Origin of the sequence: Desulfosoma sp., assembly GCA_037481875.1 — a bacterium.
In the GTDB taxonomy this organism is placed as follows: domain Bacteria; phylum Desulfobacterota; class Syntrophobacteria; order Syntrophobacterales; family DSM-9756; genus Desulfosoma.
Window position 1 is genome coordinate 26,177 of sequence record JBBFKY010000003.1, and the last position, 21,818, is coordinate 47,994.

Consider the following 21,818-nt stretch of genomic DNA (forward strand, 5'->3'; position numbering starts at 1 on the left):
CATCGGTCCGCTTCTGCAGGGTTTTGTTGCCCTTTGAAGACGAAGATTCGGCATCGAGTGTCCAGCCGCCCGTTTGTCCCGAATGTATGCCTTGTCAGAGGAAATTTTCTCGATAGAATGACTCGATTTGGATAAGATGCGCCGTTTCTTGCGCTATTGCGTTATGAAATGTGACAGCCATGTCTCGGGCTTCACAGCAGGCTCGAAAAGCCGCTCAGCTTGGGGAGACCTATCCGGCCTCTTAGTTTTGCAAAACAGAAAGAGAAAAAATCCATGACCAAACCATGGCGAAGACCTTCAGCCCTTCTCGTTTTGGAAGACGGTACCGTTTTTCGAGGCCGGGTGTTTGCTTGCGCACATCAAAAAAGGGTCCTCGGCGAGGTGGTTTTCAACACGGCCATGACCGGTTACCAGGAAGTCCTCACCGATCCTTCTTACAAGGGCCAGATCGTCACCATGACCTACCCCTTGACCGGCACGTACGGCATCAATGACGAGGACATGGAATCGGCCCGCATTCAGGTGGAAGCTTTTCTGGTGAAGGAATACCAAGATTTTCCCAGCAACTGGCGAAGCCGACGATCCCTGGCCGAATTCCTGGAATCCCAGGGGGTTCTGGGCCTGGAAGGTATCGACACACGCCGACTCACCCGCCATATTCGTGTGGTGGGAGCCTTGCGCGGTATTATCGCCACAGATACAGACAATGTTCGTGAACTCCTGGATGAGGTGCGGGCGTTCCCCGGTCTCGTAGGCGTGGACATGGTGCACAAGGTGAGCTGCTGCGCACCCTATCGCTGGGAAAAAGGCCCTCAACCCGACACCGCCTGGAATGACCATCATCCTGGACTTCGAGTGGCGGCGCTGGATTTCGGTGTCAAATACAATATCTTGAGAAATCTCGAACGGTGCGGTTGCCAGGTGCTGGTTTTTCCGGCATCAACCCCTGCCGAGGAAATTCTGGCCATCGATCCTGACGGTATTTTTCTTTCCAACGGGCCTGGAGACCCCGCGGCCGTGACTTATGGTATCGAAACCGTTCGAAGGCTTCTCGGACACAAACCCATCTTCGGTATCTGTCTGGGCCATCAGCTTCTGGGGTTGGCTCTGGGAGGGCGCACCTACAAGCTCAAATTCGGCCATCGCGGTGCTAATCAGCCGGTCAAAGACCTGCGTACGGGTCGAGTGGAAGTGACAAGCCAAAACCACGGTTTCTGTGTGGATTTGGAATCCATGAAACATGTGCCTGTGCGCCCCACTCACATCAATCTGAACGACAACACTCTGGAAGGCATGGAACATCTGGAAATCCCCGCTTACAGCGTTCAGTATCATCCGGAAGCCGCACCCGGTCCCCATGACGCCACCTATCTCTTTGACCGCTTCGTGGAGCTCATGCGCCGCTACAAAGGGGTTCCCTCGTCCAAGAATGCTCAACGTTCCCGTTCCTAAACCCAGCCCGTGTGACGGAGCTTCTCAGCCATGCCCAAAAGGACCGACATTCATAAGGTTCTCATCATAGGATCAGGCCCCATCATCATCAGCCAAGCCTGCGAATTCGATTATTCAGGCACCCAGGCCTGCAAGGCCTTGCGTGAAGAGGGCTACCAGGTGGTGTTGGTCAACAGTAATCCCGCCACCATCATGACCGATCCCGATATGGCGGACCGCACCTACATTGAACCCATCACGCCGGAAGCCGTAGCCAAGATCATCGCCAAAGAACGTCCCGACGCTCTGCTGCCTACCCTGGGGGGTCAGACGGCACTCAACACCGCGGTACGTGTGGCGGAAATGGGTGTTTTGGAACGTTTTGGTGTGGAAATGCTCGGTGCTCGTGTGGATGTGATCAAAAAAGCCGAAGACCGCCAACTTTTTCGGGATGCCATGACCCGCATCGGGTTGCGTGTTCCCCGTAGCGGCATTGCTTATTCGGAAAAGGATGTGCTGGAAATCGCCGATATGGTCGGTTTTCCCGTCATCGTGCGACCGGCTTTTACTTTGGGGGGAACCGGAGGCGGCGTCGCATACAACCGAGAAGAACTCATGGAACTGGCTCGAGCGGGCCTGGATGCCAGCCTCATTCACCAGGTGATGCTGGAAGAATCGGTGCTCGGATGGAAGGAATTTGAGCTGGAAGTCATGCGCGATCCCATGGACAACGTGGTGGTGATCTGTTCCATAGAAAACATGGACCCCATGGGCGTCCACACGGGGGATTCCATCACGGTGGCTCCGGCTCAAACCCTTACCGACCGCGAATACCAAAAGATGCGCGATGCGGCCGTTGCCATTCTTCGAGAAATCGGTGTGGAAACCGGGGGATCCAATGTTCAATTCGCCATCAATCCCAAAGACGGGGACATGGTGGTCATTGAAATGAACCCTCGAGTGTCCCGATCTTCCGCTTTGGCTTCCAAAGCCACGGGGTTTCCCATTGCCAAGATCGCCGCCAAACTTGCCGTAGGCTATTCCCTGGACGAATTGGCCAACGATATCACTCGAGAAACCAGAGCTTCCTTTGAACCCACCATCGACTATGTGGTGGTGAAAATTCCTCGGTTCACCTTTGAAAAATTTCCAGAAACCGAAGACATTCTCACCACGTCCATGAAATCCGTGGGAGAAACCATGGCCATTGGACGAACGTTCAAGGAAGCTTTGCAAAAGGCCGTACGATCCTTGGAAATCGGCCGATACGGCTTTGGAAAGCCGTCGGCTGAAAACGATTCGCAACGTGGCGACGCGTTGCGTCAGTTGCTCAGACGTCCCAATTCCCAGAGGCTTTTTCAAATTGCGGAAGCCTTTCACCTGGGTTTTTCCGTGGATGAAGTGTCCGCACTGACGGCCATCGACCCTTGGTTTCTGGAACACATTCGAGAGATCGTGGACATGGAAGGTGTTCTCAGGTCGGAAAACCTCACGGCCGATGCGGAAGGTCTGCGGCTGGTCAAGAGCTGGGGCTTTTCCGATTGCCGAATCGCGGAATTGCTGGGAACGGATGAAGAAACCGTCTGGAAGCAGCGCCATAACCTTGGGGTCCGCCCCGTTTACAAGCTTGTGGATACCTGTGCCGCCGAATTTGAAGCCTACACGCCCTATTTTTATTCTACGTACGAGGAAGAAGACGAATCACGACCTTCGCCGCACCGAAAGGTCATGATTCTCGGAGGCGGCCCCAACCGTATCGGTCAAGGCATTGAATTCGACTACTGTTGCGTGCATGCCGCCTTTGCGGTCAAGGAATTGGGAATGGAATCCATCATGGTCAATTCCAACCCGGAAACCGTTTCCACGGACTATGACACGTCGGACAAGCTCTATTTTGAACCTCTGACTCGAGAAGATGTGCTGCACATTGTGGAAACGGAAAAGCCTCACGGTCTCATCGTCCAGTTCGGCGGTCAAACCCCTCTCAACTTGGCGGTGCCTTTGGAAAAGGCCGGAGCCCCCATTATTGGAACATCACCGAACGCCATTGATCTTGCGGAAGATCGCAAGCGCTTTCAACACCTGCTTCACAGCCTGGGTTTAAAACAGCCGGACAATGCGACGGCGCTCACGGTCCATGAGGCGGTGGAGGCGGCTCGGCGCATCGGTTACCCCGTGGTGGTTCGGCCTTCCTATGTGCTGGGCGGACGAGCTATGGAAATCGTTTACAATGAAGCCTCTTTACGCCGTTTTGTGGAAGTGGCGGCGGCGGTGTCTCCGGGACATCCCATACTGATCGACAGGTTTTTGGAAGATGCTGTGGAATTGGATGTGGATGCCGTCTGTGACGGCGACATTACCCTAATCGGCGGGATCATGGAACATATCGAAGCGGCCGGTATTCACTCGGGAGACAGCGCCTGTGTGCTGCCCCCCGTGAACCTCTCTCGAGAACTTCAGGAAGAAGTCAAGCGTCAGACTCGACTTCTGGCCCACGGGCTCGGAGTGATCGGGCTGATGAATGTGCAATTCGCGGTACAGCATGACACCGTTTACGTGCTGGAAGTGAACCCTCGAGCTTCGCGAACCGTGCCGTTTGTCAGCAAAGCCACCGGTGTGCCTTTGGCCAAGATCGCCACCAAGGTCATGCTAGGGCATAAACTCCGGGACTTAGGCTTTGACCGAGAAAGAGAGCCGCGTCATGTGTCGGTAAAAGAATCCGTTTTCCCCTTTTCTCGGTTTCCCGGGGTAGATATCCTTTTAGGCCCCGAGATGAAATCCACGGGAGAAGTCATGGGAATCGACAGCAACTTCGGGCTGGCTTTTGCCAAGGCTCAGATGGCGGCCGGCTACACCCTTCCTCTTTCCGGAACCGTTTTTGTCAGTGTCCACGATAAGGACAAAGAGGCCTTCCTGCCCATCGCTCGCAGCTTTCACGACATGGGCTTTTCGCTGATCGCCACCTCGGGCACGCAGGCCTTTCTCACGGCACACGGCGTCCCCGCCAAGAAAGTGCATAAGCTTACTGAAGGGCGTCCTCATGTGCTGGACTATATCAAGAACAAAGAGGTGCACCTTGTGATCAATACAAGTTTCGGCCCCAAAACTTATTCCGATGCGTACCATATTCGACGTGCCACTATTTTTTACAACCTTCCCTACGCGACGACCCTGGCAGGAGCCAAGGCTATGGCACAGGCGGTTGCCGCATTGCGTCAGGGTGACTGGAACGTGCAATCCCTTCAGGATTACCTGGAAGCCATGAAGGCCAACGGTGCATGAAAGATCATGCGGGCGTCACGGGAACCCCAAGGACAAAAACACATGAACGCGGAAAGAATGCATTTACTCAGAAGGCCCTATGACCCTAGCCGCCGTGAAGAATGCGGCGTTTTCGGTGTGTTCGGCCATGAGGAAGCGGCCAAGTTGACCTACTTCGGCCTGTACGCTTTGCAGCACCGAGGTCAGGAAAGCGCCGGAATCACCTCATCCGATGGCTGTCACATTTACGAATCCAAACATATGGGCTTGGTGTCCGAAGTTTTTAAAGAAGACACCCTCAAAAGCCTCAAGGGTCACCTGGCCATCGGCCATGTGCGCTATTCCACCACGGGATCTTCTCGGCTGGCCAACGCACAACCTTTTGTGGTCCTGCATAAAAATGAATATTACGGTATCGCGCATAACGGGAACCTGGTCAACGCAGCGCAACTTCGGCGTGAATTGGAACGGGAAGGGACTATCTTTCAGTCCACCATGGATACGGAAGTGATTGTCCATCTGATGGCTCGAAAGCTTCAAGACGGATTGGAAGAAGCCTTATCCCAGGCATTGGCCAAAGTGCTAGGGGCTTACTCCTTGGTGCTGTGCACGCGAAACACTCTGATCGGAGCGCGGGATCCTCGAGGGTTTCGGCCTTTGTGTTTGGGACAGTTGAACGGAAGCTATGTGTTGTCTTCGGAAACCTGCGCCTTGGACCTCATTGAAGCCACCTACATTCGTGATGTGGAACCTGGAGAAATCGTTATTATTGATCGAAACGGTCTGCGATCCTTCAAACCCTTTCCAGCGGCTCGAAGCGCCTACTGCATCTTTGAATTCATCTATTTCGCACGACCCGACAGCACCATTTTCGGCCAAAACGTCTACACCTGCCGCAAACGGCTGGGACATCTCATGGCCCAGGAAAACCGTATCGAAGCGGATTTCGTCATGCCGTTTCCCGACTCAGGCACCTACGCGGCTTTGGGATACTCCGAGGAATCCGGAATTCCTTTGGAAATGGGGGTCATTCGCAACCATTACGTGGGCCGCACCTTTATTCAACCTTCCCAGACCATGCGCGATTTCGGCGTCCGTGTCAAACTCAACCCGGTCCGCGAAATCCTTAAAGGCAAACGGGTCATTATCGTTGAAGATTCCATCATTCGAGGCACCACCACGCGTACCCGGATCAAGACTCTTCGAGAAGCCGGAGCCCGCGAGGTGCACATGGTGGTCAGTTGCCCTCCGCATCGACACCCATGCCCGTACGGTATTGATTTCTCCACCAAAGGAGAGCTGATCGCCGCGCAACACAGCCTTGAAGATATTCGAACCTTCATTGGCTTGGATTCCCTGGCCTACCTTTCCCTCGAAGGGCTTCTCAAAGGGGCAGGAGCCTCCCTAGACGATCACCCATACTGTCTGGCGTGTTTCACAGGAAATTATCCCGTGGCATTTCAGGAAGAGGTGCGAAAGGACTGCTTTGAGTAGAAGATCATCCCGCACAGTGTTATCGGCTTCTGAAACCAAGACCTTGAGGGATGCCCCAAGAGCCTTGAGTGCTCGAGATCTGGTGCGAATCGCCAAAGAGGTTTTGCACATTGAGGCTCAAGGGCTTTTGACCCTCATGGAACATGTGGATGAAACCTTCGCGCAAGCCGTGGAATGGATCTACAACTCTTCCGGGCGTGTGATCGTGACCGGCGTCGGCAAATCGGGCATCGTGGGTCGAAAGATCGTGGCCACTTTGAGCAGCACCGGTACCCCGGCCCTTTTTTTGCACCCCGTAGAGGCCATGCATGGGGATTTGGGCATGGTCCGTTCCGAAGACATTGTGCTGGCTCTATCCAACAGCGGCGAGACCGACGAAATTAACTTCATTCTGCCGAGTCTGCGGGCCATCGGCACCAAGATCGTGGCTTTTACGGGAAATCTGCAATCCACCCTGGCTCGTCACAGTGATTTGGCCATCTTTACGGGAGTGCCTCGAGAAGCCTGCCCGTTCGGGTTGGCTCCCACGGCCAGTTCCACGGCCATGCTGGCCATGGGGGACGCTCTGGCGGTGGCTTTGATCAAAAAGCGGGATTTTACGGTGGTGGATTTTCGTCGCTATCATCCTGGAGGGCAGTTGGGGCAACGACTCCAAAGTCACGTGATGGAAGTTATGCGCCGTGGGGAGGCCATTCCCATGGTTTCCCCGGATTGCCCTCTGGTGGAAGCCGTTCGCGTGATGTCGCAAAAGGGCCTGGGGGCTACCCTGGTGGTAAGCCCGGACCAGAAACTCATGGGGATCGTCACAGACGGTGATCTTCGTAGAGCCTTGGAACGTTATTCTCTGATTACGGATTTGCGGGTTGATCAGGTCATGACGATCAATCCCAAGACTGTTGAACCGGACCGGAAAGTGGGAGAAGCCATCGAGATCATGGAGAAACATTTGGTCACGGTTCTTCCCGTGATCGATGCCGCCCACAGAATCGTCGGTATTTTGCACCTGCATGACCTTTTGGGAAAAGGGCAAGTCCGCTTTTCGCTTTAGGAACTGAAGATGAATAGTCTTTTAAGGGGTCTCTGGTGCCGCCTTTATATTCCCGAGGATCTGGATGCTATGGATTGGCGGGGTTTCATCGGGGCGACAGCCCCGTTTGTGGACGGCTGGGTGATCGATCCTCCTTTTTGGATCTTGCCCGAAGGCAGGGCGCATCTGCAACCCGAGGACCTGGAATCTATCCCTGAAGTGGTCGCTCGACTTCCCGATTATCAGCCGGTTGCAATCCGCATCACGGGTCGAGACCGAGCGGAAACTTTCGACAATGTTCATCAGTTGGAACAGAGACTGGAAAAAGATACCCGCTTTGCTCGCCTGCTTTGGCTGGACACGCCTTTGGTCTACCACGGCAATCGAGGTCTTCCGGCCCTTTACCAACAATTGGGCGTCCTTTCTCATGGATCCTTTGTTTTGGAAAACGATCCCCATCATGTACGGCCTCTGAAGACCTGGGGAAGGCACGTGAACCTGCGCACCAGTGTGTTGAAACTTCTGGCCGCAAACCCTCGAATCCGAGGTCTCATTCATCACGGATCCCTTCAGCGGATGTTTAATTACGCCAGGGCTGTGGTGAAACGCCAGGACTTCGGCCTTATGGACGGGGAAGAACGTCCCTTTTTAGAATATCCCAGTACCACAGGTCTGGTGTCCGTCACAGCCAACGTGGTACCGCGGCTCTGGAAAAACCTTCTGAACCGTAAGACCCTGAGCCCTCGCCTGCAGGACACCCATGGGTACATAGCCCTGATGAAAGGGCTTTTGGAATTATTGGACGTTATGGAACCGGACATGCGGCGCACTGTGCCTTGGGCGCTGCATCACCTGGGGTTCCTTCATGAGGGTCCGAGCCTTTCCGAAGATCGTCAGCGACGACTCTCCGGATTTCTTAAGCATGCAGGGGATTGATGTACGGCCAAATTCTTACCTTCATTGTCGCCCTCGCTCTCTTTTCCATTCACGAACCGGGCAACGAAACCCTTCGTCCACCTGTGAAAACCCTATCTATGATCTTTGCCGTCTTTGGCATGTTTTTTCTCCTGTGCGCATGGCTTTTCAGCCGTCTGCATGCGAGCTTAAAGAGAGGGGCATCCCCGGAATGGGTTTCGGCTCGCTTTCATAAGCTCCAAAGTCACTTGACCATTTTGGCTTTGGGGTTTCTTGCCGTTCATGTTTTTGTGTTCAACATCAAAGACTTTTTTCAATGGATTCCAGGCTTCACCCGTTCTTCCACCCTTTCCGGTCTGGTAGGCCTGGCCGTGTATTTCCTGCATTTGGCCGCCATCTGGTTTTGGGCGCATCCTCTGTATCGTCGTCTTACCGGTTCCATGTCCGGCCGGTGGCTTTATATACGAGGTCACTTCGGCTTCTATACGGCTCTTTTGTTTCCATGGTTCTTTATCGCTCTTATGCTGGATACGCTCCAGTGGGTGCCCCTTCCGGGCTTTCTTCGTTCGGAACCGGGGCATATCGTCCTCTTCGGGAGTGTTTTTACGCTGTTCCTGTGCCTCGCTCCACCTGTCATCGTAAAGTTTTGGCGCTGCCAACCCATACCTGCGTCTCCTCTACGAGATCGTCTGGAAGCCTTTTGTCGATCCCGGAATTTTCGGCTGGGTGATTTTCTTCTCTGGCCTTTGTACGGAGGAGATCATCTTTCCGCGGCGGTGCTCGGCATTTTACCCCGATTTCGATACATCCTCGTGACGCGAAGCCTTTTGAACCTGCTCAACGAACGGGAACTTCAAGCCGTTGTGGCCCATGAAATGGGTCATGTGAAAAGATTTCACGCCCTTTTCTATCTGAGCTTGTTTCTCGCCTACGCCGTCGTCTCCTACGCCTTTCATGACATTGTGCTTCTCATGATCCTTCGAGAAAAATGGGCTCTTCACTGGGCGCTTTCCACCGAGACTTTTCATCGAAACCTTTTCAGTGTGGTCTACAGTATTCCGGTCTTGGCCCTGCTTGTGGTCTATTTTCGGTATCTGTTCGGCTATTTCATGCGCAACTGTGAACGCCAGGCCGATCTGTTTGCCTTGAAAACCCTTGGGGATCCGTATCCTTTGGTTTCATCCCTTCAAAAAATCGCCCTCCACAGCGGCCATATCGAAGACGTTCCCAGCTGGCATCATTACAGCATTCGTCAACGGATGCTTATGCTGCTGGCAGCCGCCAAGAATCCGGAACTGATTGCAGCCCATGACCGTAAGCTGCTGCGTTCCGCCGCCATTTTCTTTCTAGCTCTGGCCTTCCTGATCCATGGAGCGTTGCAGTTTCGCGATTCCAACAAGGCACAGGCTTGGCGTCAGGAAATTCAGCTTCATATTCTAGAATCCCAACTCCAACTGGATGAAAAAAAGCCGGAACTTTACATGGCTTACAGCGGCATCCTCATCCAACGTCAGCGGTACCACGAAGCTCAACTGATTCTGGAAAAGGGTCTCAAGCTGGCTCCTTCTCACCCCGGCCTTCAAAACAATTTGGCATGGCTGTACGCCACAGCCCCTCCACCCTTGCGCCATCCCCAAAGGGCTCTGGAATTGGCCTTGAAAGCCGCCGCGCAGCATCCGGACCCTTCGGTGTTGGACACTTTGGCCGAAGCCTATTACGTCAACGGGCGCTATGAAGAGGCTTTGGCAGCCATTCGAAAAGCCATTAGACAGAAACCGGAAAATTTGCCTTATTTTCTGAGCCAGGAAAAAAAGTTTCGGGAAGCTTTGGAAAAGAACTCGCCGTGACCTATTGAGCGTTCATGGCGCTGAGGATGGCGGGCCATGAGGGAATACGGAAAAAGATTATCGGTTTAGGGGCGGACACGTGGGTCCGCCTCTATGGGGTTCTTTGGGATACGAAGAAATAATGAGGGTGGCCCTGAACCCTGCTAGAATCGGCTCACAATCGCAATAAGGTGCGCGACTTCGGACAAGGGAGCGTTAAGATTCGCCCGATGGTTGGCGAAAAAACCGTCCAGATCCGCGTTCAGGACTATCCATGGATCCATTTGTTCCGCCCGATGAAGTTCATGGAGGATTTCATCCATGATATCCACGGCGTCAATGGTTACCAGCTGCTCGTAGAAACCTACTCGGCACACCTTGAGGATTTCGTACATCACATGGGCAACCCCTTTGGCATAGTAAAAATAGTCATCCACATCAAACCAGCTCACAGTGCGCCCATCGGGATACCGGTCGATAATGAGGCTTTTGTTCACATTGCCTAAGAGATCCCCATAGGTTTTCAGGAGCGACAGCAAATTATCCGTCCGATAATAAAAGTTGCGTCGACCGGTTTTAAGCTTTTCCAAGAATTTTTTCAGGTGGTCCACGGCCTCGCCGTAGGAAGTTTCCGCTGAAGGAAACCAAAAGAGTGTGGCTTTGTTCATGAAAAGGTTAAGGGCGTCTTCCAAGTCTCGATCATAGGTGTCGGCTTCGCCCATGCGGGTGAGGCTGTCTTTGAGGCGCAGTGTCGTAAACCGCATGGCTTCCAGGACACCCAATTGGTAGTTGTTGATGTTGTCGGTGAAACGTCCCAGGATCAAGTCATTGGGGCGCCATCCCAGAAAACGCCCTTTCAGTTCGTATTCCATAAGCTTGATCATGGTTTCCACGAAAGTCACGCCGGGTGTGGGCGAAATTTGGGGAAGTACCACTCCGTGCTCTTCATGTTTTTCCTCTTCGGCATGACCGGGCAAAGCCGGAGCATGAAGCTCCACTTTTGGGGCGTGAGCCGCTTCTTTGGCTTGCGGCTGAACAGTCGGAACTCGGGGAACACCGGGTTGAGCCGGTGCCGGTTTCGTTTCCGGGACAGGACCCGCAGATGGTGCCTGGGAAGCAGGTGTTTCGGCCATAGGAGCCTGAGAAGGACTGGTTGGAGCCTTGGCATCGGTCATGGCTTGCGACGGTGTCGAACCAGTCCCTTCCAAGGTGTGTTTTTGCAAGGCCCAAGAACTTTCGGTGAAAAAAACGAGGGCGCTCAGCAAGAAAAATCCAAAAAAAAGACATCCGAGTCCTCGTGTCCCGACACAGGACAAGGAGGCAGAAGACTTGCGCACGCATCGGCTCATGGTCTGCTCCTTTTCTTCCAAAGGGCGATTAGCGTTCCCCGTAGTATGTGGCACATGAATCCTTGGACTCCCATGCGGACACACTGTGCACTCGCCGGTGCGGCCCGTCCACGACGGGCGAAAGGGTCTCGAACAAAAACCTGGCGATTAGTTCCGAGGAGGGGTTCTTGTCCTGAAAATAAGGAAGATCATTGAGGTACTGATGGTCCAACTGATCCAAAGCCTTTCTGAGTGCTTCTTTCACCTCGCCGAAATCCATAAGCACACCGCTTTCATCCAAGCGGTCTCCACGGACCGTCACCTCCACTTTCCAGTTGTGGCCGTGAAGGTTCTCGCAACGCCCTCGAAAATTGCGCAGGTTATGCGCTGCGGCAAAATCCGCTCTCACTTTCACCTCATACATGAACCCTTTGCACCTCCCGATTCTTTGCAAGCCGCTTCGCACACCTTTCGCCCGGCTCTGTCAAATTCGATTTCCCTTCAAGATCTTAGCCATTAAACTCAAGACCCCAAGGTTTGTCAATCGCCAGAACAGGCGTAAGGGCTTCGTGGGATGGTTGGTCTCGGCGTCCTTTTTGACTATTGACAGGCATCGACGAATTCTTTAGAAAGGGCCGGAAAATGGCGGTGTAGCTCAGTCGGTCAGAGCATGCGGCTCATATCCGCAGTGTCCGGGGTTCGAAGCCCTGCACCGCCACCATTCCCTGGAAAAAAATGGGACCGCCTGGATGAAGTCGGTCCCATTTTTTGTATTGAAATCCGATGGATGATCTTATAAAGGAACGAGAACGCAAGAAGAGATCGGGTCTTTGGTCCACGTGCACTCAGAAAACCCTGAGCGCTCATGAATCACGGAGAAGGAAAGGACAGAAAATGACCTTGACCAAAGCACAGATCGTCGACAACCTCTTTGCCGAAAACGTTTTCACCAAAGCGGAATCCGCTCAAATTGTGGAAACCCTCTTTGAAATCATCAAGCAAACCCTCGAAGACGGCGAAGATGTGCTTATCAGTGGATTCGGCAAATTCAGTGTGAAGCAAAAGAACCAGCGCCGAGGGCGGAATCCGCAAACCGGGGAACCCATTCAGCTGCCTCCGCGCCGTGTGGTGACTTTCAAATGTTCCGGGGTGCTGCGGGATCGCATCAACCACGGTAGGTGAATTTCATGAGTGGCATCGTCCTTCCATGAGGACCTCTCAAACACAGACGGACGTCGGGGAGCCCGGTTCTAGCGTATGGGCTCCCGTGGGTCCCCTCACCCTGAAGACCGTCACCGAGCACTGGATAACCCTACAAAACCTTTTGACGCAGCCATCCATGAGGCATCTGGTGGTGGATCTGTCCCAGGTGAACGCCGTGGACAGTTCCGGTTTGGTGCTGTTAAAGACTGCACGGGACCGCTGTGCTCGAGCTTCCATAGGGTTTGAACTGAGAGCTGTTCCCGAATCGTTTCAGGCTTTTTTTGCCTTTGGCGGCTTGGATCGTGCCAAGTCTGAAAAGGCACCTGTTCCGAGAATTTCTAAAGGATTCGTGACCCGGCTGGGGGAAACCGTCCTTGAAACATGGGACGAGCTGCGCCTCATGGTCTCTTTTGTGGGAAACGTCACCGTTGCATTTGTCCATTGTTGTTTTGACCCCAGGCGCTTTCGCCTTCGAGAAGTTTTCTACTATGTGCAACGATCCGGGTCGGAAGCCATGCCCATTGTGTTCCTGGTAAGCTTTCTCATGGGCCTTATCATGGCTTTTCAAGCCGCGGTGCAACTCAGGCAATTCGGCGCCAACATCTTTGTGGCGGACCTGGTCAGCTTGGCCCTGACTCGAGAACTAGGCCCTCTCATGACAGCCATTATCCTCGCAGGTCGGTCCGCCGCAGCTTTCGCGGCGGAAATCGGCACCATGAAAGTCAATGAGGAAGTGGACGCCCTCACGGTCATGGGTTTCAACGTCACAGAGTTCCTCATTATGCCCAAGGTGACCGCCTTGGCCGTCTCGGGGCCTTTGCTCACCGTCTTTGCCAACGCCTCAGGAATCTTTGGCGGCCTGGTGGTGGGAATGCTCGGGTTGGACCTGACCCCGGCAAGTTTCCTGTTGGAAGTGGGGCAGATTCTCACAGCGGCCGATGTGCTGTCGGGTCTTGCCAAGAGTTTGGTCTTTGCGGTTTTGGTGGCCCTGGTGGGATGTCTTCGCGGTTTGCAGACCGAAAAATCGGCGGACAGCGTGGGCCGTATGACCACATCGGCCGTGGTCACATCCATTTTCATGATCATTTTGGCCGATGCGGTCTTTACCGTGCTTTTTCATGTGTTTGACATCTAGAAGGCTCTTCGACGATGGAGAATGGCACGGATGATGTTTTGATCCGCACCGACGGACTGACTCTGGGCTACGGGGACCGTGTGATCTTGGAAGATGTGACTTTTTCCGTCCATGCCGGCGAAATCGTCACTGTTTTGGGCGGCAGCGGTTGCGGCAAGAGCACGCTCCTCAAGGCCCTGATCGGGCTTCTTCGTCCGATTCGAGGATCCGCATGGATTCGAGGCCATTGTATCACGGGCGAGGACCGGGATACGGTGCTGCATACGGTTCGTCGCCATATCGGCGTTCTTTTTCAATACGGCGCGCTGCTGGGATCCCTTTCCATTGCGGACAACGTGGCGATGCCGCTTGAAGAATTCACTCAACTGCCCCGACGACTTATTGAAGAAATCGTGAGGTTCAAATTGGAACTCGTGGGTCTGGAAGACTTCGCTCATTTTATGCCGTCTGAACTGAGCGGCGGCATGCGCAAGCGGGCGGCTTTGGCGCGAGCCATGGCGTTGGACCCGGAGATTCTTTTTTGTGACGAACCTTCCGCAGGCCTGGATCCTATCACCGCCGCCGAATTGGACGAACTGCTTCTGGAATGCAACCGTGCTCTTGGGATAACCATGCTGGTCATTACCCACGAACTTGCCAGTATAGAAACCATTTCCACTCGGTGCATCATGCTGGACAAATCAGCTCGAGGCGTCATCGCCGTCGGAACTCCGGAACAATTGAAAAAGGAAAACACGGATCCAAGAGTTCGCGCTTTCTTTCACCGCGAACCGGCTTGGCTGCGTTCGGCCGGCTTGGATACGGATGTGCCTCGCTGAGGAGGATTGCTGTGGGTCGTCCTTTAAGCCCTTTTCGTATCGGCCTTTTTGTGCTCTCTTGCGGCCTTTTGGGTATCGTCGCCGTTATCTGGCTTGGCGCTTCCCATCTTTTGGAAAGCACGCAAGCCTACGTGACTTATTTTGACGAGTCGGTCAAAGGCCTTCAAAAGGATGCCATCGTCAATTACCGAGGAATCGCTGTGGGTCGTGTGGTGTCCATAGGACTTGGGCCCGATGGGCGTCTCATTGAAGTGGTCATGCATCTTCGTTCGGATTTTCCCATCGACGACACTCTAGCCATTCGATTACGTGAACAAGGCATCACAGGATTGAGGTTTCTGGAAATTGACACCGCGCCCCCAAATACCGCTGATCTTACGCCCAAGGTGGATTTTCAACCTCCGTACCCCGTGATCCGTTCCTATCCTTCCGAAATCGAGGAACTGAAAATGGCCTTGGAAAGCCTTTATGCAAAAATTTCGGCCATAGACTTAGAAGGTCTCACGGAACAATGGAAAAAGCTTGGGGCTTCCGTCGCCGGTGTGGTCGAAGGAGAAGATCTTTCCGCAACCCTCAAGAACCTTCGACTAGGGACGGAAGCTCTCGCTCGCTTGGGCGAAAACCTGGAAACCACCTGGAACCGCAACGACTTGGAATCTCTCAAAAACGATCTGCGTCATGGCGTGGAAAACTTTTCCAAGACAGCCTCCTACCTGGAAAAGGTCACCGGATCTCAGGATTTTCGTAAAAGTATTAAGAATCTTGAAGAGGGGTTAGCCTCAGCCAAGGAAACCGCTCAAACCCTGGCGGCCATGTCCCAAGAAACCCACGAAACCATGACCCGATGGAAAGGTCAAACCCAGGAAAGCCTGGTCCTGCTGAACCAAAACCTCTATGCCCTCAAAAACCTTTTGGATCAATTGACCGCCACCGTGCGTGCCTTGCATGAAGAGCCCCAAAAGATCTTCTTTCCTGGACGATCCCAAGATCCCTTGGAGAGGCAAAAACGATGAAAATGAAGGTTTTCTTCGCTATGGCGTGCCTTATGGCTATAACGGCTGGAGGATGCTCCGCCCTGTTTCCCACTTCGGCTCCTCCTATGTACTACCAAATCCAGGTCCCGCTCAAATCGCTCCAAGTCTGCAATAGCCCGAAGAAGGAACCTCTGCGTATATGGCCCTTGGACGGCCCGGCTCCTTACGATCGCAACGCCTTGGTGCTCATGACCTCTTCCCATACTGTGCAGGTTTCATCCCGGCACCGTTGGATCACCAATCCCGGAGAAATGCTCGCTCAGGCGGTCACGGAAGCGGCTCTTCAGGCCCAGATCTTTTCCGTGGTTAATGTGCCTGGAAGTCCGGGATCTGTGCCGGAACTGCAGCTGGCAGGCCGTATCCGTGAATTTGCTTTTCACGTGGATCAAGAAAAGACGCAAGCGGTGCTGGATGTGCGAATCATCCTATGGCGGGAAGCAAAACCCCAAATAATCGTCTTTCAAAAAAGCTATCGTGTCACCGAACCCGCCTTCAAAGACGCCTCACCGGAAGAACTCACCGAAACCATGAGCCGGGCGGTGGCACGATGGATTCAGGAACTGATGAACGATCTTTGTCAAGCTTCCCTGAACAAAGTTTCGTAAACCGCCGAGAAGAGGCGTCACCCCAGCATAAGGGTGCGGGCTTTGCTCCTATGAGCCTTTCAAGAATGCCTGCATATTCCCCCATTGGGAAAACGCGAAGCTGTTTTCATAAGGAACTGCGTTTCATACGGATCCGTCTGGCCTAGGAATTTTCATGAAAATGGACTGTGGACCATAGATCCTAGATCGTAGGGGCGGTCACATCGGTCCACCCCTACAGAATTCGCCGCGAAAAGTGGCGATCGGTTCGACCTTTCGCGACTTTGGCCATCGGCTGGACTCATGGCGTGGTCCCGGGGGCGGTCACATGGGTCCGCCCCCTACAGACTATTATCAGAACAATGCCAGGTCTCGCGTTTAAAGTGAAGGACCAGGCCCACATCAATTGAACCCTGTAAAGGCGGACCTGCGTGTCCGCCCCCACAAAATGTGCTGGGACAAGGGGAACCGGTGCGATCCTACAGAAGGTGGTGCGACAGGGGGACAATCGGTCCGCCTGCGCAGGCTTTTTTACTCGTCGAGGCACCGGGTTTCAATTCTTCGAGAAACATGTTCCAGGTGCTTTCTCAACGCGCTGTTCTTGCGATTCAGTTCTTGCTCCACTTTTTTGATGGCGTAGATCACCGTGCTGTGGCTGCGACCAAAGGCCTGCGCAATGGTGTTCAGGGATTCCTTCGTGTACTGGCGGCACAAGTACATGGCCAGCTGACGGGCTTCCGAGATGCGCCGGCTGCGCCCCTTGGCCCGAAGGTCTTGTTCCTGAAGACCGAAGCTTTTGCACACGGCACTGGTCACATGGGACACATCCAAGGTGGGTAGATATTCCAGAATGGTTTGCGTCACGTCTCGAGCCAAATTCAAGGAGATGGGAATGCCAAGAATACTGCTCTTGGCTATCAGGCCCACAAGACAACTTTCCAGCTGACGCACGTCGGAGGTCACTCGATCCGCCAGGAATTCCACCACCTCCATGGGAAGCTGCACATTGTCGCAGGCCGCTTTGCGAAGAATGATTTCCTTCCGGGTGTGAAAGTCCGGCCGATCAATGGGTGCCACCAGAAGCCCTCCCAGGCGGGATCGCAGTTCACGATTGAGCTTAGGGATGTCCTTTGGAGAGGTTTTTCCTGTGCAGATGATTCGGCGTCCTCGGTCCAAGATTTCATCCAGCGTGTAGATCAGTTCGTCCTGTATCTTGCGCTTGCCGCTAAAAAATTCCACCTTTTCCAAGAGAAGAATGTCGCATTCATCCCGGTAGATTCTCTTGAATTCTTCAATTCGATCCCTTTTGAGGGCGGCTACCATCTCGTTGGTGAACTGTTCCGCCGTCACATACCGCACACGCACATTGGGGGCTTGGTGGGCCAGGAAGTTCCCGACGGCATGGGTAAGATGGCTTTTTCCCAAACCTGGATCAGCCATGAGATACACGGACTGGTGATGAAAGCCTCTTTGCGCCGTCATGGCCATGCAGGTGGCATAAGCAAAGTGATTGGATTGACCGACCACAAATTGATCAAAGGTGAACCTGGGATTGAACGGGGACCGTGTCGGCTGTCCAATATCTAAAAAGGTAAGCTGTCCCGAAGGACGTTCCCGAATGAATTCCTCCTCGTCTTTGGCTTCCTCCTGAGCCCTCTGCGTAAGGATTTCAAACCGGCATTCCTTCAATTGAGGAAAACGCTCTCGGGCCGCTTCTAAAATGCGACGAGCCAAATGGCCGCGCACCCAATCGGCATGGAACTTGTTTTGACATCCAAGGGTAAGGCGGTGTCCGTCAAAGCTGATAAAGGAAAGGGTGGCCACATAGAAGTCGTACTGTCCCCTGGAAAGGCCCTGCTGAAGCTTTTCACAGACGGCATTCCATTCATGCTGCATGACTTCAGCCTCCCTGAAACGACTCATCTCCCACGCTCCTCCACAAAGGCACACTTCCTCGCCAACAAAACCAAGGGGGGAAATCCCGCGCACTCAGAGGGGGAACGAGGAAGGATTCTTCGCGAATGGAACTATCCGGGATCGTTGCAGAAACCTCGCGATCAGCCCATTAAGCTTTGTGCTTTGCCGCGGGTCGTGTTTATCGTTTTTCAGGATGCCGGTCAAAGTCCGTCTTCACGAACTTGGCCTCGGCCCCGGGTGTCCGTTTCAATCAAAAACTTTTTGCAATGCACAGATGTTACGGAGACACTTCACGCAACTTTGCGATTCGCCGATTCTTTACTCATGCACGCTTTTCCATTGCGATATCATTTTCTTGGAAACGAACCCTTTGGAAGGTGTCACCCACCCCTTTGAGGGAACTTTACCGTTCTTCTCTTTTCGCACAATTTCTTAGATTTTCACCTTCTGACGATGTTGGTGCCCGCACGTCTTGAATCTTTTGGAGGTTATGGTAGGCTGCGTTCGATTCGGTCCATGGAAAGGGGGTCTCGTTGAAAATTCCAACAATGATTGAATGCTTGGAGCTTTTGCGAAGGGTGAATCTGCCCGATCACATTGTGGGTCACAGCCTTCAAGTGGCTCGATGTGCCGTAGCTTTGGCTCAGCACCTTAACGCCGACGGTCATCGGCTCAATCTGGATTTGGTCTGCGCCGGCGGACTGCTCCATGACATCGCCAAGGACATTTCATTAAAAACCGGCGAAAATCACGCCCAATTGGGTGCCTCCATGCTGGAAGAAATGGGCCTGAGTCTGGTGGCTCCCATTGTGCGCGACCATGTTTATTTGGACGAAGGCATGCTTGAGGCTCCTTTTTCCGAATCCCTCCTGGTGAATTATGCCGACAAGCGCGTCAAGCATCTGAACATCGTGGCTCTTGACGAAAGATTTTCCGATCTTGTGACCCGCTACGGCAAAACTCCGGAAAGAAAAGCTCTGCTGGAACACCGCCACCGACTCTACAAGATTCTGGAACGACGGCTTTTTGCTCACACCTCACTTGAACCCGAACATTTGGCCGGTGAAGCTTTGAAGATTCCCTGGCTTCAAAGCTGCTCCCTTTCGTCCGGGTGAGTCACGGGCGGAACCGCTTTTCGGCGATCCAAAGAGAAAGCCGCTTAGAATGCAACGGCAGCAGGAAGGAGGCGAAAAATGGCAGGGACCAAGCTGAGGGTTGCGCTGTTAGCCGGGGGGGTATCGGCGGAAAGGGAAGTGTCCCTCAAAAGTGCGCAGCAGGTGTTTAACGCTTTGGATAAGGACAAGTACGAAATCTTTCGCTACGATCCGCGCGATGATCTTCCCCGCCTGGTTCAGGACGCCTCTCAAATCGATGTGGCTTTAATCATCCTGCACGGTCGTCTCGGCGAAGACGGCACCATTCAGGGGTTTTTGGAATCGCTGGGTATTCCCTACCAGGGAAGCGGTGTTTTAGGAAGTGCCGTGGCCATGAACAAGATCGTGAGCAAACAGCTATACCAACAGGCCGGTATTCCGGTTGCCCCCTATCTCGTCGTCGATCGAACCAACCCTACGCCGTTTCAAAAAATTGTCGAACAATTAGGCCTGCCCATGGTGATCAAGCCGGAACATGAGGGCTCAAGCATCGGGCTGAGCATTGTGCGCCGGGAAAAGGATTTGCCTCAAGCCTTGGAAAAAGCCTGGGCTTATGATCGACGGTGCCTGGTGGAAAAGTATATCGCCGGAATCGAAGTGACAGGCGGGGTTTTGGGGAATGACGATCTCCAGGCGCTTCCCCTTGTGGAAATCATACCGAGCGATGCTTATGAATTTTTCGACTATGAAGCCAAGTACACTCCTGGAGCCACCAAGGAAATCTGTCCGGCACGCCTTTCCCCCGAACTCACGCAAAAAGGGCAGGAACTCGCCCTCGCGGCCCATCGCGCTTTGTGCTGCCGAGGCTACAGCCGAACCGACATGATTGTGGACACCCAATCAAGCCAAATCTACGTTTTGGAAACCAACACGATTCCGGGCATGACACAAACAAGCCTCTTCCCTCAAGCCGCCGCCGTTGCCGGTCTCTCCTTTTCTCAACTGTTGGACCGACTCATAGCCCTGGCTCTGGAAGACAAAAGATAAGCGCCCAAAGACAAGCACCAGGTGATACAGATGGCCGTGACAAGTCGAGGCACCCACAACCAAAAAGCGGGCAACCCCAAAGGTAAAAACAGCATGGGATCTTCCACCATGGAGTGATTGACACCCACGGACAAATGAAGCATTTCCAAATCTCTAGGGGTCAGTGAGGCATTCTTGGCTTCTTCCACGATGACTGCACCTCCGTAGGCCAACCCGAAAACCACTGCAGTCATCCATAAGACCCCAACACGCTGAGAAAGGCCCATCACCCTCAGCAAAGGGCTGAGCGCCTTGACGATCCAATGAATCCAATGACGTGCCTTGGCCACTTCCAGCACAATCATGATTCCCATGATGATGCCGAAAATCTTCAAGCACAGCTTTGCCGTCGCCAAGGCCCAAGCCAGGTTCATGTCGACAAAGGTCTGAGAAACCGAACTGGGGAATGCCACTCCGGGCACATCCTGAGGGTTGGTGCCGATAAAAAATTGGAGAACATAGACCGTAGCCACAGCCGCCGAAACCCTTACCAGGACGGCTTTCCAGGCTCGAATCCCCGATTGCGCCTGAATAATGGTTTCTTGAATCATGTTGTGGCATATGAGAATGAAATTGGCCAAAAGGATCATTTCCCCCGTGGTGAAAGGCAGAACCGACATGGAAGCAATGCCGCCGTAGACACTGGTCAGCCCGCCGACAATCAAAGGCACGGCCCCGATGGCCGGAAGGCCCAAATGATGCATGAGGGGCTTAAGCAACACGGTGATGGTGTCCAGGACGCCGGTCCAGGCCAGAAGCGCCGTGCCGTAGGAAACGGGCACAACGATTTTGGCCATCCATAGAAATCCCGAGAGGCCCTTTCGAATACCCTGCTTCAAAACTTCCCGCATGGTCTTCATGTCTGCCTATTCCTTTGGGGTTGGATCTAGGTGTGGGTGAAATAGCCTCGAGGGGCTCCCACATTGTCAAAGGCTGAATTGAAATTGCGGTACAGGGAATGGTGGTCCCGAATGCGGTGCCATTTCTTGATGAATCCTGGAGGAAGATCTTTGACCATCTGCACACCGTGCCATTTCTCCGGCAGAGGAAAGGCATAGTAGGGAAGATCCCCGGGCACACCCCGCACCATAACCACCTGAGGGACAACCCATTCCATATAGGCCAAATAGAGGCGGTGCATGCCGTCATTGATAAGGTTCACGGTTCGGCCGTTGCGTTCCACCGATTCTTCCACCACTGGCGGCAATAAATCAATGGCCTCTTCTTCACCTTTCAGCCATATTTTCAGATAGCCGTTAAGATGAAACAGGTCGAAACCGAATTTTTCCAGTTCCCATTTCAGGTGACGGACCTTTTGCAATTCCTGCACAAGAACATAGCGCTGGGCCGGGTAAAGCTTTTCTGTGGGAATCTCCTCCAGACTGATGGCTGCGTCCCGATACACATACACATCAGGCCGTTTGAGCAAAGTCACACGCCGTAATCGCTCCAGTAACTCTTCCTGACTTCGATATTCGACTCTTTCAACATATATTTCCATAGGCAAGTCCCTGCTTAAAAGAGGAAAGCCCGCTGGTGGCGGGCTTTTTTATGGTTGGGGCGGTAACCCCGGAATGAATGAGGGCTTGTGGTGGCGAGGCCCAGAATCGAACTGGGGACACGAGGATTTTCAGTCCACTGCTCTACCGACTGAGCTACCTCGCC

The 21,818-nt window shown here is 53.5% G+C and carries 18 protein-coding genes and 2 tRNA genes; 14 read left to right on the forward strand and 6 right to left on the reverse strand.

Going from position 1 to position 21,818, the window contains the following annotated elements; all coding sequences use genetic code 11:
• The first annotated feature begins 273 nt into the window (after positions 1–273).
• From carA to WHS46_05155, 6 genes are read left to right on the forward strand one after another with little or no spacing between them, the layout of a single operon-like run.
• The gene (gene carA / locus WHS46_05130) at positions 274–1,452 is read left to right on the forward strand and encodes a glutamine-hydrolyzing carbamoyl-phosphate synthase small subunit (GenBank protein ID MEJ5348052.1); all 1,179 of its coding nucleotides are present in this window, start codon (positions 274–276) and stop codon (positions 1,450–1,452) included.
• A 30-nt stretch (positions 1,453–1,482) separates the two neighbouring features.
• Positions 1,483–4,713, forward strand: a complete 3,231-nt coding sequence (carB, locus tag WHS46_05135) for a carbamoyl-phosphate synthase large subunit (protein MEJ5348053.1) — start codon at positions 1,483–1,485, stop codon at positions 4,711–4,713.
• 42 nt (positions 4,714–4,755) lie between these two features.
• Positions 4,756–6,186: an amidophosphoribosyltransferase gene (gene purF / locus WHS46_05140; protein MEJ5348054.1), complete on the forward strand. Its 1,431-nt coding sequence runs from the start codon at positions 4,756–4,758 to the stop codon at positions 6,184–6,186.
• Positions 6,179–7,234 (forward strand): KpsF/GutQ family sugar-phosphate isomerase, encoded by a 1,056-nt coding sequence (locus tag WHS46_05145; protein MEJ5348055.1) that lies wholly within the window; start codon positions 6,179–6,181, stop codon positions 7,232–7,234. The genes purF and WHS46_05145 overlap by 8 nt, the downstream gene beginning before the upstream one ends.
• Positions 7,235–7,243: 9 nt before the next feature.
• Positions 7,244–8,149: a hypothetical protein gene (locus WHS46_05150; GenBank protein MEJ5348056.1), complete on the forward strand. Its 906-nt coding sequence runs from the start codon at positions 7,244–7,246 to the stop codon at positions 8,147–8,149.
• The gene (locus tag WHS46_05155) at positions 8,149–9,975 is read left to right on the forward strand and encodes a M48 family metalloprotease (GenBank protein ID MEJ5348057.1); all 1,827 of its coding nucleotides are present in this window, start codon (positions 8,149–8,151) and stop codon (positions 9,973–9,975) included. The genes WHS46_05150 and WHS46_05155 overlap by 1 nt, the downstream gene beginning before the upstream one ends.
• Before the next feature lie 143 nt (positions 9,976–10,118).
• Here the strand turns inward: WHS46_05155 and WHS46_05160 are convergent, their stop codons facing one another.
• Together WHS46_05160 and queD are read right to left on the reverse strand one after the other, a co-directional pair.
• Positions 10,119–11,303, reverse strand: a complete 1,185-nt coding sequence (locus WHS46_05160; GenBank protein MEJ5348058.1) for a DUF2333 family protein — start codon at positions 11,301–11,303, stop codon at positions 10,119–10,121.
• A gap of 28 nt (positions 11,304–11,331) precedes the next feature.
• The gene (gene queD / locus WHS46_05165) at positions 11,332–11,706 is read right to left on the reverse strand and encodes a 6-carboxytetrahydropterin synthase QueD (protein ID MEJ5348059.1); all 375 of its coding nucleotides are present in this window, start codon (positions 11,704–11,706) and stop codon (positions 11,332–11,334) included.
• A 220-nt stretch (positions 11,707–11,926) separates the two neighbouring features.
• On the opposite strand from queD, the gene WHS46_05170 reads away from it, so the two are divergent.
• The 6 genes from WHS46_05170 to WHS46_05195 all read left to right on the forward strand — a co-directional run bounded on the left by WHS46_05170 (position 11,927) and on the right by WHS46_05195 (position 16,077).
• A tRNA-Met gene (locus tag WHS46_05170) sits at positions 11,927–12,003 on the forward strand.
• A 173-nt stretch (positions 12,004–12,176) separates the two neighbouring features.
• Positions 12,177–12,464, forward strand: coding sequence for an integration host factor subunit alpha (locus tag WHS46_05175; protein MEJ5348060.1), 288 nt, complete (start codon positions 12,177–12,179; stop codon positions 12,462–12,464).
• A gap of 85 nt (positions 12,465–12,549) precedes the next feature.
• Positions 12,550–13,620 (forward strand): MlaE family lipid ABC transporter permease subunit, encoded by a 1,071-nt coding sequence (locus WHS46_05180; protein MEJ5348061.1) that lies wholly within the window; start codon positions 12,550–12,552, stop codon positions 13,618–13,620.
• A gap of 14 nt (positions 13,621–13,634) precedes the next feature.
• Positions 13,635–14,438 (forward strand): ATP-binding cassette domain-containing protein, encoded by an 804-nt coding sequence (locus WHS46_05185; GenBank protein MEJ5348062.1) that lies wholly within the window; start codon positions 13,635–13,637, stop codon positions 14,436–14,438.
• 11 nt (positions 14,439–14,449) lie between these two features.
• On the forward strand, positions 14,450–15,451 hold the full coding sequence (locus WHS46_05190; protein MEJ5348063.1) for an MlaD family protein: 1,002 nt from the start codon (positions 14,450–14,452) through the stop codon (positions 15,449–15,451).
• A complete protein-coding gene (locus WHS46_05195) occupies positions 15,448–16,077 on the forward strand; it encodes an ABC-type transport auxiliary lipoprotein family protein (protein MEJ5348064.1) in 630 nt (209 codons plus the stop codon). Before WHS46_05190 ends, WHS46_05195 begins: the two co-directional genes overlap by 4 nt.
• Before the next feature lie 510 nt (positions 16,078–16,587).
• Here WHS46_05195 and dnaA read toward each other — a convergent pair.
• Entirely contained in the window at positions 16,588–17,979 is a 1,392-nt protein-coding gene (dnaA, locus tag WHS46_05200) for a chromosomal replication initiator protein DnaA (GenBank protein MEJ5348065.1), read from the reverse strand.
• A gap of 527 nt (positions 17,980–18,506) precedes the next feature.
• On the opposite strand from dnaA, the gene WHS46_05205 reads away from it, so the two are divergent.
• Complete coding sequence (locus tag WHS46_05205) at positions 18,507–19,088, forward strand: HD domain-containing protein (protein ID MEJ5348066.1); 582 nt, start codon at positions 18,507–18,509, stop codon at positions 19,086–19,088.
• A gap of 78 nt (positions 19,089–19,166) precedes the next feature.
• On the forward strand, positions 19,167–20,114 hold the full coding sequence (locus tag WHS46_05210) for a D-alanine--D-alanine ligase (GenBank protein ID MEJ5348067.1): 948 nt from the start codon (positions 19,167–19,169) through the stop codon (positions 20,112–20,114).
• Here the strand turns inward: WHS46_05210 and WHS46_05215 are convergent.
• The 3 genes from WHS46_05215 to WHS46_05225 form a co-directional block, all read right to left on the reverse strand.
• Positions 20,066–21,013, reverse strand: coding sequence for a hypothetical protein (locus WHS46_05215; protein ID MEJ5348068.1), 948 nt, complete (start codon positions 21,011–21,013; stop codon positions 20,066–20,068). The genes WHS46_05210 and WHS46_05215 overlap by 49 nt on opposite strands.
• 26 nt (positions 21,014–21,039) lie before the next feature.
• Positions 21,040–21,654, reverse strand: a complete 615-nt coding sequence (locus WHS46_05220; protein MEJ5348069.1) for a hypothetical protein — start codon at positions 21,652–21,654, stop codon at positions 21,040–21,042.
• 88 nt (positions 21,655–21,742) lie between these two features.
• A tRNA-Phe gene (locus WHS46_05225) sits at positions 21,743–21,818 on the reverse strand.